7 protein-coding genes are annotated in these 12,379 nt (G+C 58.9%); all 7 read right to left on the bottom strand.

Annotation, left to right across the window (positions count from 1 at the left end; genetic code table 11):
* A partial coding sequence (locus tag NZ823_05180; GenBank protein ID MCS6804523.1) for a pectinesterase family protein occupies nt 1–1,735 on the bottom strand: 1,735 nt, incomplete at its 3' end.
* A 23-nt stretch (nt 1,736–1,758) separates the two neighbouring features.
* On the bottom strand, nt 1,759–2,163 hold the full coding sequence (locus NZ823_05175) for an ankyrin repeat domain-containing protein (GenBank protein MCS6804522.1): 405 nt from the start codon (nt 2,161–2,163) through the stop codon (nt 1,759–1,761).
* A gap of 371 nt (nt 2,164–2,534) precedes the next feature.
* On the bottom strand, nt 2,535–6,287 hold the full coding sequence (locus NZ823_05170) for a sigma 54-interacting transcriptional regulator (protein MCS6804521.1): 3,753 nt from the start codon (nt 6,285–6,287) through the stop codon (nt 2,535–2,537).
* A gap of 380 nt (nt 6,288–6,667) precedes the next feature.
* Nucleotides 6,668–9,697 (bottom strand): CSLREA domain-containing protein, encoded by a 3,030-nt coding sequence (locus NZ823_05165; protein MCS6804520.1) that lies wholly within the window; start codon nt 9,695–9,697, stop codon nt 6,668–6,670.
* 132 nt (nt 9,698–9,829) lie between these two features.
* A complete protein-coding gene (locus tag NZ823_05160; GenBank protein MCS6804519.1) occupies nt 9,830–10,207 on the bottom strand; it encodes an ankyrin repeat domain-containing protein in 378 nt (125 codons plus the stop codon).
* 399 nt (nt 10,208–10,606) lie between these two features.
* Nucleotides 10,607–11,755 (bottom strand): ATP-binding protein, encoded by a 1,149-nt coding sequence (locus NZ823_05155; GenBank protein MCS6804518.1) that lies wholly within the window; start codon nt 11,753–11,755, stop codon nt 10,607–10,609.
* A 272-nt stretch (nt 11,756–12,027) separates the two neighbouring features.
* Nucleotides 12,028–12,379 (bottom strand): helix-turn-helix domain-containing protein (locus NZ823_05150; protein ID MCS6804517.1); only part of this gene is annotated, 352 nt, incomplete at its 5' end.

The following is a 12,379-nucleotide window of genomic DNA, read 5'->3' as shown; positions in this document are numbered from 1 at the left end:
ACGGAGCAGTGAGCGGCTGGCCGTCACTGCGCGTTCCTGTGATCGTGATCGAACCAGACGGCGTGCAGTTATCCGTCGCCGTCGCCGTGCCGACGCTCACCGTCGCTTGGCAATTGGCCCCGGCTTGCACCGTCTGATTCGGTGGACACGTGATCTGCGGGCCATCGTCATCCACCACCGTCACCGTGAATGTGCAGGTGGCCATGTTCCCCCCTGCATCGGTCGCTTTGCAACTGACCGTCGTTGTGCCAAGCGCAAATGTCGAACCCGAGGGCGGCGTGCAGGTCACGCTCACGCCGGGACAGTTGTCCGTCGCCGTTGCCACGTAGGTCGCTCTGGCGCTGCAATTCGGCGCTTGTGTCCCTATAGTCCTATTCATCGGACAGGTGATCTGAGGCGGCATGCTGTCACCACTAATACAGACCGGCGCTTCATACGCACCCACATCACACTCCGGCGTGCCATCCCCGTCGCCGTCAATCGGTCGCATCACGCCGCGCTGATCGTCGGTGATCGTATTACCGCCCCCGTCGGCGCAATCAGTGGCCGCGTCAATGGCCACGCTGCCTGCGAGCAAAGCGTGCGTGGCGGTCGGACCGCCGTTGTTTTGCAGCGGGCCGAGGTTCAGTTGGGCCGAGGTCACAAGGTCGAAGCCGAAACAAATACCTGTGGAGAAGTTCTTGCCGAGAGTCGTCAGGGTTGATGCAGCGGAGAAGGCGCAATCATTCGCCACGATGGAGTTCTTGATGATGAGCTCGCCGATATTGGCGATGCCGGCGCCGGTGAGGGCGCTGTTGTCCGCCACCGTGCTGTTGGTGATCGTGATCCTGGTACGGTGGGGCAACTGGCCATCATTGTAGATGCCGCCGCCGGTGTTGGCACTATTACCTGACAGTGTGCTGTTGGTGAGGATCACCATGAACGCATTGTAGATGCCGCCGCCCCCCTCGGCGGAGTTGCTCGACAGCGTGCTGTTGGTGACGGTCAGCTCGCCACTATTGGCGATACCCCCGCCGAAGTCATCGGCGCTGTTATGTGCCACGGTGCTGTTGGTGATCTCCACCCTGCCGCCGCTATCGAAGATACCGCCGCCGTTGAAGGATGCGGAGTTGCTCGACAGCGTGCTGTTGGTGACGGTCAGCGTGTGAGTATTGAAGATGCCGCCGCCCGAGTCATCGGCGCTGTTGTCCAACACCGTGCTGTTGATCACGGTCAGCACGCTGGAATTGTAGATGCCACCGCCAAAGAGGTCGGCGCTGTTGCCCGACACCGTGCAGTTGGTGAGGGTCAGGTGGCTCGCCTGATTGCGGATGCCGCCGCCTTGGCCAGTCAAGGGGCCACCGCTGTCTGCGGCATGACCGTTGGTAATCGTCAATCGCTCCAGCGTGGCCGTGACCCCATTGAAAAGGAATACCCGACCCGAAGCGTTTCCATCCACGATTGTGAGACCGGCCCCCGCGCCCTGGATCGTCACATTTTTACTGACCGTTACATTCTCCATATAGGTTCCTGCCGCCACCTGGATGGTATCTCCAGCCGTTGCCTGAGCGATGGCATGTTGAATCGTGCGGCAGGGCGTCGCGCTGTTGCTGCAATCATTGCTCGCATCATTGCCTGTGGTGGCGACAAACCGGTTGGTGGCGGCTTGCACGCTCGGCCACATCAGCAGCGCGGCCAGCGCCACTGCCGCGCCTATGACATTGAGATAGCATGTTACTCGTCTCTCTCCTTTCATATCATATCTTCCTTCGGTTGTTGCTACGGCGTCGCGTCAAGCGCGCGCGCCATGTCGGTATAGCCTTTCTCCTGGGCAATCCGCTGGGCAGTCCAGCCTTCTTCATCCTGGATCGTGGCATCGGCCCCGTGCTGAAGCAGCAGGCGCACCATGTCCACATGCCCCCACAAGACGGCTCGCATCAGTGCCGTCCGTCCATCCAGTGACTGGGCATTGACATCAGCCTTGGCCGCCAGCAGCGCCTTGACCACCTCCACGTGGCCGCCCACCGCTGCGTACATCAGTGGCGTCCAGCCATCAGGGCTGCGGGCATTGACGTCGGCGCCACGAGCCAGCAACGCCTTGACCGTTGCCGTATCGCCTCGCGCAGCCGCGTCACCGAGCGTGCTGTGCCTGACCGCCGCTTCTGCTACATCTTCATCTATCATGTGCATCAACCTCCAACCATTGATCGCAGGGAAACGAAGGCCGAACCTCATGGACGCAGAAATCACGATGGATCGAGCGCGTCGTGACTTCTCCGTTTCGACCCTCCGGCCTCGGTCCTGCGGAACCGAAGTTCGCGTTTACCCGTCAGCGTTGATTGTGCAAGCAGTGTGCCGCAACCCCCACAGCCGAGGTAATTATTGAGAGGTAACGTGTTGGTGGATTCAGGAGGAGTTTCGCCGCGTGTTCAGATTGAACACGGTGGTGTTCAATGAGTGTGCACCTGTGTTCAGATTGAACACATGATTGAACATGATGCTCGAGCTAGCTCCAAGCTGACCGGAAACGGACTCAAGAACTGGAGCGTGTGTGGTCACTCGGCTTTTTTCTTCTCGCTCTGGATGCCCAGCTCATGCATCCACAGATAGAGCGTGGTTCGGCCAATGCCTAACAGTCGAGCGGCGGCGGCGCGATTGCCGCCAGTGCGTGCCAGAGCATCGAGCACGCGTTGCTGTCGTTCAGCCAGCGGGTCAGCCGGAGCCGACGGTCCGGCAACCGAGCCGCTGATGTGCGCTGGCAGGTCCTCCAATTGAATCACTGGTCCAGCAGAGCGAATGGCCGCTGCTTCGATGGCGCTCTTGAGTTCGCGCACGTTGCCCGGCCACTCATAGTTGATCAGTTTTTGCATCGCCTCTTGACTGACCTCTTGAGGCGCCGTTTCTGTGTCGCGCCGAAATTGTCCGAGGAACCAAGCCACCAGCAGCGGAATATCGCGGCGGCGCTCGCGCAACGGCGGCAAGTGAATCTCGGCGACCCGCAGACGATAAAGCAAATCTTGTCGAAATCGTCCCTCCGCCATGCTCTGATCCAAGTTCCGATGCGTTGCGGCCACGACCCGCACGTCAATCTTGCGCGGCACGGATTCGCCCACCCGCGTGATCTCTCGTTCTTGTAGCACGCGCAGCAAGTTCGTCTGCACGCTCATCGGCATGTCGCCAATTTCATCCAGAAACAGCGTGCCCCCCTCAGCCGATTCGAACACGCCTTTCTGGTCAGCAACGGCGCCGGTGAACGAGCCGCGTTTGTGGCCAAACAGTTGGCTGGAGACCAGCGATTCAGTCAAGCCTGCGCAGTTGACGGCGATGAACGGTCGGCTCTTGCGCGAACTGAAATAGTGAATGGCGCGGGCTACAAGTTCTTTCCCGGTGCCGGTCTCACCTTGAATCAAGACGGTCGTGTCTACTTTGGCCAGATCGCGAATCTGGCGATAAACTAGTTGCATGGCCGCGCTTTCGCCCACCAGATCGTGAAATTTGGCTTTGTCATCGAGCAACTGGCGCAGGTCGTAAATCTCCGACACATCATAAAGGAAAAATATCTTTCGTCGTGGATCGCGTGGATCGTCTTGGACCTCAATTTCCATCCAATACTGTTGCCCAGCGTCGCTGTCTACGTGCAGCAAGAGTTTGCTTCGTAACTGGGGCGGTCGTTGCACCAGCGCTTTGAGGCGCGCAATATCAGAAGGTGACAGCGGCACAACATGGTCCCACACCGCGCCGAGCGTTTCTGTATGGCTCAGGTCGAATAACCGCTCCCCCGTCTGACTCAGGAAGGTGATGCGCTCCTGTTCGTCAGTGGTCATCACGCCGGAGCGCCATTGATTGAAGATCGAGAGCATGTTTTCATTGGCCCGCTCCAGTTGCGTGTTGGCGCGCGCCAACTGCTCTTTTTGCTCGACGACTTCAGCGGTGCGCTCGGCCACTTTCTTCTCTAACTGGCGCGTGCGGCGCTGCAGGTGCTGGACGCGCCACCTGTAGCCGCTCCAGCCAATCAGGATCAGCCCTGCGCCAATGAGCAGGAAGAACCATCTGGTCTGGTAAAAATGCGGCAACAAGCGGAACGCGACCACCGCCCCCGTCTCATTCCAGACGCCGTCATTGTTCATGGCCAGGACGCGAAACTGATACTGACCCGGCGGCACGTTGGTGTAGTAGGCCACCCGTCGCGATCCGGCTTCAATCCAGCCGTGATCGTAGCCCTCCAGCCGATACCTGAATCGCATTTTCTCCGGCGCCACAAAACTCAACGCCGTATAGTGAATCTCCAGATCACCGTGGCCCGGCGGCGCTTCGATCTGCTGCCACAGGCGCATCGGCGTTTTGTCAATGAGCATCTGTTCAACGTGCACCGGCGGTGGGAGATCGTTCATCTGACGGGGATCAATGACGACCACCCCTTTGATCGTTGGGAACCATAATCGGCCGTCGCGCGACCTCCATCCGCCAGGCTGCCCACCACCATTGCACTCGCTGCTGGGCATCCCATCGGCAACACCATAAGCGATGCAAGTAAACGCAGCAGTGCGGCCATCAGCAAAATCGTTCAACTCTTTCCGACTGACACGAAAGATACCGCGATTGCCGCTCATCCAGAAGTTCCCTCGATCATCCTCCAGTATCCACGAGACCACATCGTCAAACAAGCCATTGGCCGTCGTGTAGTGAAAGAATCGTCCCTGTTTGAACCGGTTCAGTCCGCCCCCGTAGGTGCCAATCCACAGCGTGCCATCAGCATCTTCACGAACAACCCGAACCGAATTGTGCGATAAGCCATCTTGGGTTGTGTAATTGGTAAACGTCTCGTCTTTGAATCGGCTCAGGCCATTGGTGGCCCCGATCCAGAACGCGCCGTCCTGCGCTTGGGTGATAAATCGAACCTCACCATCCACCAATCCGTCAGCGGTGCGATAAAACCGAAATGTACTGCCATCGAAGCGGGCCAAGCCTTTGTTGCTGCCAGCGCCAACCCAGACCATCCCTTGGCGGTCTTGATAAATAGAAAACACCGGCGCCGGCTCCCATCCATGCGTCTCGGAAAAGCATGTGAGCTTCCCTCCAATCAACCGGCACAAACTTGGCTGCCCAAGCCTCCCAACCCAGAGCGTCCCCGCACGGTCTTCGCACAGTGACCAGACGGCTGCACCAGACAGCCCCTCCGCCAATCCAAAGAGCGTGGCAGTGCCCTTCTGCAATCGGGTTAATCCCCCAATAGAGCCGATCCACATCGCGCCTTCACGGTCTTCAATGATGGGATAGGTGTCGTCGTTGGCTAAACCATCCTGCGTCGTATAGCTCATCACTCGCTTCTGTTTCCAACCAACCAGCCCGCCGCCACTCGTTCCTACCCACAACGTTCCTTCTCGATCTTTGAAAATCGCTCTCACCTTGTTAGTAGGAAGCCCAGAATCGTTGGTAAACGCGGCAAGCGTCTGCCCGTCCCACCGCAACACCCCTTCGTCCCAACTCGCGATCCAAAGTGAGCCATCCGCCTCCTGCCATACATCCCGAGGCAGCCGTACTCGAACCGAAGCTGACACCACACCGTTGGTCAACTGCGTCAGACCATGCTCAGTTCCGACCCAGAGGCTTGCATCGCGACCGGCTCGGATAAAACTCACCTGATCGTCAAATAGTCCATCCTGTTTCAAATACATGATGAATGCACCGTTCTCCAAGCGAGCTAAGCCGCGACTCGTGCCAACCCATATAGTGCCATGCGGGTCGGCCGAGATGTCTTTTGCGGCATTGATGGGCAAGCCATCAGCGGTGGTGTATGTCTGAAATTGACCGTCATGTAGTCGCGCGACACCTCCATAGGTGGCGATCCAGAGGCCGCCGTCACGGTCCTCGCAGAACGCGGTCACCCGGTTATCAGGCAACCCGTGCTGTATGGTGAACGCGGTGAAGGTTCCTTGCTTGTACCGGCTCGCGCCGCCCGTTTCGGTGCCGATCCACACCGCGCCTTGGCGATCCTCATACAACGCCAGAATCCGATTATCCTTCAATCCCGATGAATGCGCAGCCGTGAACACGGTGAACTTGACGCCATCGAATCGTGCCAGTCCACCAAATGTGCCCAGCCACAGATACCCATCACGAGTCTGAAGAATTGCTGTGACGCTGTTTTGCGGCAAGCCGTCTTCGGTTGTCCAGACAGTCTGAATGTACCGTTGAACCGCACGTGGTTGTGCCGGACGCTGCGCCGCATCAGCTCGCTGACAATTCACTATTGCGGAGAGAAAAAATCCTATCCCTAATGAAACTGCTATTGTCTTTGGACGATTCATCTGTGACTCTTCATGCGCTCCTGCTGTGTAACCGTTCACACACAGGACCGACGCCTTCAATCCCGAGGCAGAGCCACAGTATACGATGTCACCGCAGGCCGAGCAATCTGCGACAGCAAGCGATCCTCTACCAGCTTCAGGAGCGCAGACAGATACGCTCTGAGGCCGCCGCATCATCCAAATCTAATGCACGCTTCAAAAACCAGCTTCAGGAGCGCAGACAGATACGCTCTGAGGCGAGGCGTGGCAATCTGGCAGAAACAACACCGTGCCCAGCTCTGCTGCTCATGCGGAGAGATTTTTAGATACCCTCAGAGGGGCTCCTTGGTCATTGGCTATCAACCAAAAACCAATGACCAAGGACCATAGGAAAATGAACCCTACGGACATGCACACACGTCGTCGCACGCATTCACGTTCGACACAATTGTGTGCGTCACCGTCGGGTTGTTGCGCGGGATCGTCAGCCGGAAGTTCCCGCGGCAGCGCCCAAGATCAATGCTCCCTTGCGCCACGTTCGGGTCGGCCGCCGTGCTCTGCGCGTTCACCGTGTTGCCTTGCTGCGTGACTGTCAACGGCCCGGTGAACGTCATCCCGCCAACCTTCATGCAGTACGTCCCGGTGTTCGTTGGTCCACAATCACGCCGGATCACCACGCACTTGCTCGGCGTTGCGTCGTCTTGCAGCACCAACGTGTCTTGCACTCGCACCACCACGGTTGACGTGGCCATCGCACCGCACGAGTCGGTCACTTTCAGTTGGAACGTCAGCGCCACACATTCCAACGTTCCCACTTCCGGCGCTGTGAACGTAGCCGTCGCTGTGTTGGCATTGTTGATCACCACAGTCGGCCCGCCCGTCTGCGTCCACTGGAACGTGAGGTTGTCGCCGTTGGCATCACTGCCTGTGCCGGTGAGCGTCACGAGCATGCCTTCATCCACGATTTGATCCGGCCCGGCATTGGCTGTCGGCGCGGCGTTGGTCACGGTCACCGCCACGTTGTCGGTACTCATTACGCCGCACGAGTCGGTCACTTTCAACTGGAATGTCAACACCACGCTGCTCACCGGACAGGGAGCCACGAAAGTTGGCCTGGCCGTGTTAGCTCTGTTTAACGTCACCGGTGTGCCGGCCGTTTGCGTCCACTGGAAGGAAAGCGGTTGGCCTTCGGGATCGTTGCTGGCCGCGCCGTCAAGCATGACCGTCGTCGGCACGCCAGCAGTGGCGTGTGGCAACACCTGATCCGGCCCGGCATTGGCTGTCGGCGCGGCGTTGGTCACGGTCACCGCCACGTTGTCGGTACTCATTACGCCGCACGAGTCGGTCACTTTCAACTGGAATGTCAACACCACGCTGCTCACCGGACAGGGAGCCACGAAGCTCGGCGTGGCGGTGTTGGCACTCGCGAGTGAGACCAGTGGCCCGCCCGTCTGCGTCCACTCAAAGGACAGCACCTGGGCCGGATTGGGATCGCTGCTGGCCGCGCCGTCGAGTATGACCGTCGTGGGCACGCCAGCAGTGGCGTGTGGCAACACCTGATCCGGCCCGGCATTGGCCGTCGGCGCGGCGTTCGTCACGGTGATGGTTTGCGTGCAGGTGCTCCGGTTGCCTGCTGTGTCGGTGGCGGCCCAGGTAATGTTGGTCACACCGAGCGGATATGGCGCCGTCAACGCCATGCCATCGCTGCGCGTGCCCACGACGGTTGGCGAAGCTGTGCAATTGTCTATGGCCGTGGCCCTGCCCACACTGACGCTGGCCACACAGCTGGCTCCAGCCTGCACCGTCCGGTTCGGTGGACAGGTGAGTATGGGCGGGAAGAGATCGCTGGGGCACGGCGCTTCGTACGCGCCCACATCACACTCCGGCGTGCCGTCGGCGTCGCCATCGAGCGGTCGCCTCACGCCGCGTTGGTCGGTCGTGACCTGCTGCGGGGTCGGACTCTGCAAATCGGTGCAATCGCTGACGGCATCGATGGCCACGCTGCCGGGGAGCAAGGCGTGCGTCTGCGTCGGGCCACCGTTATCAGCCAGCGGGCCGAGGTTCAGTTGCATCGAGGTCACCTGAGTGAAGCCAGGACAGGAGCCACTGGTGTCGAAGTTGGTGCCATCAACGTTAAGGGTGCCACCAGCAGCGGAACAATCGCCGCCCGTTGGGCTGTTGCCCACAATCGAGTTTTTGATGTTGACGGTGGCGCTGTAACGGATGCCGCCGCCGAGGCCGGCGGAGTTGCCTGAGAGCGTGCTGTTGATGATCGAGACCGTGCCGCTGGTGTGGCTGATGACGCCCCCGCTATTGACCGCCGAGTTGTCCGAGAACGTGCTGTTCGTGATGGTCAGCCTGTTAATAATGTTGTGGATGACGCCACCGGTGTTGGTGGCCGAATTGCCCGAGAACAAGCTGCTGGCGATGGTCATCGTGCCTCGATTCTCGATCGCGCCGCCTATGCTAGTTGAGTTGTCCGAAATCGTGCTGTTCTTGATCATCATGCTACTGGCGGGGTTATTTAAGATGGCACCGCCATCGTCGCGGGCCCAGTTACCCGACAGCATACTGTTCTGGATCGTCACCGTACCGCGGTCGCTGCTAATGCCGCCGCCGGAGCCATAGGGGTTGCCAAGGACTACGCCCGCAGCTGTGTTGTTCGAGATCGTGCTGTTGGTGATCATCACCGTGCCCCTATTGTAGTTGTAGATGCCGCCGCCCGTGCCACCGAAGCCGGCGGCCGAGTTGGCTGAAATCGTGCTGTCAATGATCGTGAGCGTACGAGCGTTGGAAATAGCGCCGCCATAGCTGGCCGAGTTGCTTGAGAGCGCGGTGTTCTGGATCGTTGCTGTGCCGAGGTTCGAGATGCTGCCGCCGTCATTAGTAGCCGAGTTGCCCGACAGCGTGCTGTTCTGGATCGTCACCCTGCCGTCGTTATGGATGCCGCTGCCGGATACGGCCCGCCCGTTTGCGACCGTGAGGTTCTTCAACGTCAGGTCTGCGTCGGAATTCACAAAGAACACGCGCACGCTGTTGTTCCCGCTGACGGTGATGCTTCGCCCAACGCCGTCTATCGTCAACTTGCCTGCCGTGCCCGCGCTCACGATGTTGGGCAGGGTAGAGCTGAGTGTAATCGTCCCGCTCACGCTGAAGGTGATCGTGTCGTCGGCACTCGTCCCATTAGCCGCGTTGATCGCCTCGCGCAGGGAGCAGTGCGTGGCATTACAGCTTCCATCATTAGTATCATCCAGGGTGTTGACGGTGAACGTGGCCGCGTGCACAACCGGCATCGGCGGTATCGGCAGCAGCCAGATCAGTAGCACGACCGCAGTAGCACGCCCGTACCACGGCCATGAGCTGTGGCTGATGGCCGATGGTGAATTCCCACTTCCTTTTTTCCAGTTGGGTCCAGTGAAAGACTTCTTCATATTTTCATCCTCCTGAGTCTCCTGTTGATCAGGGTGCAGTTGATGCATATCATCTCCCTGACCCGGACAATCATCGCTGATTCCCACCGATGGCTTTTCTCTGTGGTCATCCGTGGTCCCCATAGTTGAATGTCATTGGTGCTGAGCGGCCCGGAGCAAGTCAACAATCTCCTGATGCCCTTGAGCTTGAGCGATGCTCAGTGCCGTCCAGTCCTGGGCGTCTCGCGCTTGCACATCGGCCCCCTGTTCCAGCAGCACAGCGACCAGCTCAACGCCACCCCACAAGCAAGCTTTCATCAACGGCGTCCAGCCCTGAGCATCTCGCGCGTTGACGTTAGCTCCTCGTTCAAGCAGCAGCTTCGTCGTCTCCAAGTGACCGCCTACAGTGGCATACATCAAGGCCGTCCATCCGTCGGGGCCTCTCACCTCAATGTTCATGCCCTGCTCGATCAACATCTGTACCATCCGGGTGTCGCCCTCAGCGGCCGCCTTCAAAAGTGGATGGATCATAGCCTTCATCATCTTTGCCTTTTCCTCAGGTCCTTGGCAGAGAGCTTCCCTGCAACCTGTATGCCCAACGCGGGGACAAACAACTCAACCTGCTCAAACAAAAGTGATTAGTGAATGAAAGACAAGCGGGGGCGAGCGTCACAAAATAAGACACATGTGTTCAAAAATGTTCTACACGTGCTCCATGAGTGTCTCATTATTGGCTACTAACGCTCGGAACCCACACCAACTACACCCAAGGTTCAAGAGCGCGGAGGGAGAATGAGGATCGAAGATCGAAAGTTGAGGAGCGAGGATGCAGATGGAAGGCGGCTCAAGAGGCCAGGACTTTCTATGCTCGCTCCTCAATCCAAGGTTTCTTGCGCGTCGTTGGTGTCTTTCGTGGGCTGGTCGTTGCGGTCAAGCCATCTGTGCCGGCAAGTTAGTTACATCTCTCAGCGGCCAAACGGTGATCCGCTCATGCACGGCATATCGGTGCTGCCCTGGATAGATGATCCACAAGTGTTCCAAACGCAGATCGTGCAGGGCTGTTTGCATGGACCGGGTGGCTGTGGGCGCTTCGCTGAATTTGACTTCAACGGCATATCGCCGACCCCGATGAAGGAAGAAAAGATCAAGCTCAGCCCCGCTGTGGGTGGCCCAGAAAAACGCTTCTGTCGGCTTGATGATCTGGAGCACTTGCTCCAGGGCAAACCCCTCCCAGGACGCGCCCACGCGCGGATGGGCTAAGAGGCTGTGCCGGTCTGGCAAGCTCAACAGACTGTGCAGCAGCCCCGAATCACGAAAATAGACCTTGGGCGCTTTGACCTGCCGCTTGCTGATATTTTCATACCAGGGCTGAAGCTGCCGGATCATAAAGGTGGCCGTCAGAATGTCTAGATAAGCTCGCACCGTCTTGTCTGAAAGGCTCATGGACCGGCCCACCTGGGACGCATTCCAGGTTTGCCCGTGATAATGAGCCAGCATTGTCCAAAACCGTCGCATGGCCGGCGCCGCAATCGTGATGCCCAGTTGCGGTATATCCCGCTCCAGGAACGTCCGGATAAACCCCTCACGCCACGCCACGCTGTCTTCGTCGGAGGCGGCCAGAAAAGATCGGGGAAATCCACCACGAAGCCAGAGCGTTTCCAGGGCCTCAGCGCCGGTCTCTCGCAGATCGAAGCCGGACAGTTCAATGAACTCGACCCGCCCAGCCAGAGTTTCGGAGATGTTCCTGACAATGTCAGGCGAGGCGCTGCCCAAGATGAGGAATCGCGCTCGGCGCTCCGGACGATCAACCAGCACACGCAGAACATTGAATAGTCCGGGCATCGCTTGGATCTCGTCTAACACGACCAGCCCCTCCAGTGACCCCAGCATCAGCTCAGGATTCTGGAGGCGCTGCCGGTCCGGTTGTGATTCGAGATCAAAATGGGTGGCCTGTTTGCCTTCGGCGAACATCCGGGCCAACGTGGTCTTGCCCACTTGACGGGGTCCAAGCAGTGCAGTCACTGGCGAACGCTTCACGGCAATTGAAAGCTGTTGCAGATAAGCGGGACGATCAATCATGGAGAGGATTTTTACCTTGAAAATTCGGAGTGTCAATCCGAGATTTCAAGGTTCAGGTCGTCAAAGACTCGAACCATATCAAGAGTAACTGCTCAGCCCACCAACCCCATGGACGACACGAAAGGGGACAAAGATCAGACGTGCCGACGGGGGTCCAGCCGGATGGTGGGGGCTACCGGGAATGCCTCCTCCTCCCTTCATTTCGTGTTTTTCGCGTGTTTCGCGGGCATGGCCAAGCAGTTACGGTTTTGTTTCGTGGGCAGACCTGGAGATCACACTTCGCCGTCGCTGATTTTCAGTTCATCAATCCAGCGATAGAGCGTGCCACGGCTCACACCTAACAGACGGGCGGCAGCCGCACGGTTGCCGTAGGTTCGGTGCAAGGCTTCCAGCACGTGCTGGCGCCGGGCTTGCTGCTTCTTGTCGAGGCTGAGTGGCGCCGGAGTCAAAGACAGCGGCGTAGGTTCCGAGGGCTTTGATCCGGTGATGTGTTCTGGCAGGTCAGTCACCCTGATGACGGGACCCGAGCAGCGGGCGGCAGCCATTTCGATGGCGCTCCTAAGCTCGCGCACATTCCCAGGCCAGGAGTAAGTCACCAGCGTTTGCATCGCCCCCTGACTCACC

The organism is Blastocatellia bacterium, from assembly GCA_025054955.1.
In the GTDB taxonomy this organism is placed as follows: domain Bacteria; phylum Acidobacteriota; class Blastocatellia; order HR10; family J050; genus JANWZE01.
The sequence above is the reverse complement of the archived record's forward strand: the minus strand, read 5'-3'. Positions and strand labels throughout refer to the sequence as shown.

What these genes read in the sequence shown, in the direction of transcription:
- NZ823_05155 (MCS6804518.1), bottom strand. Translation starts at nt 11,755, where the DNA reads ATGATTGATCGTCCCGCTTATCTGCAACAGCTTTCAATTGCCGTGAAG.
- NZ823_05175 (MCS6804522.1), bottom strand. Translation starts at nt 2,163, where the DNA reads ATGATAGATGAAGATGTAGCAGAAGCGGCGGTCAGGCACAGCACGCTC.
- NZ823_05170 (MCS6804521.1), bottom strand. Translation starts at nt 6,287, where the DNA reads ATGAATCGTCCAAAGACAATAGCAGTTTCATTAGGGATAGGATTTTTT.
- NZ823_05165 (MCS6804520.1), bottom strand. Translation starts at nt 9,697, where the DNA reads ATGAAGAAGTCTTTCACTGGACCCAACTGGAAAAAAGGAAGTGGGAAT.
- NZ823_05160 (MCS6804519.1), bottom strand. Translation starts at nt 10,207, where the DNA reads ATGATCCATCCACTTTTGAAGGCGGCCGCTGAGGGCGACACCCGGATG.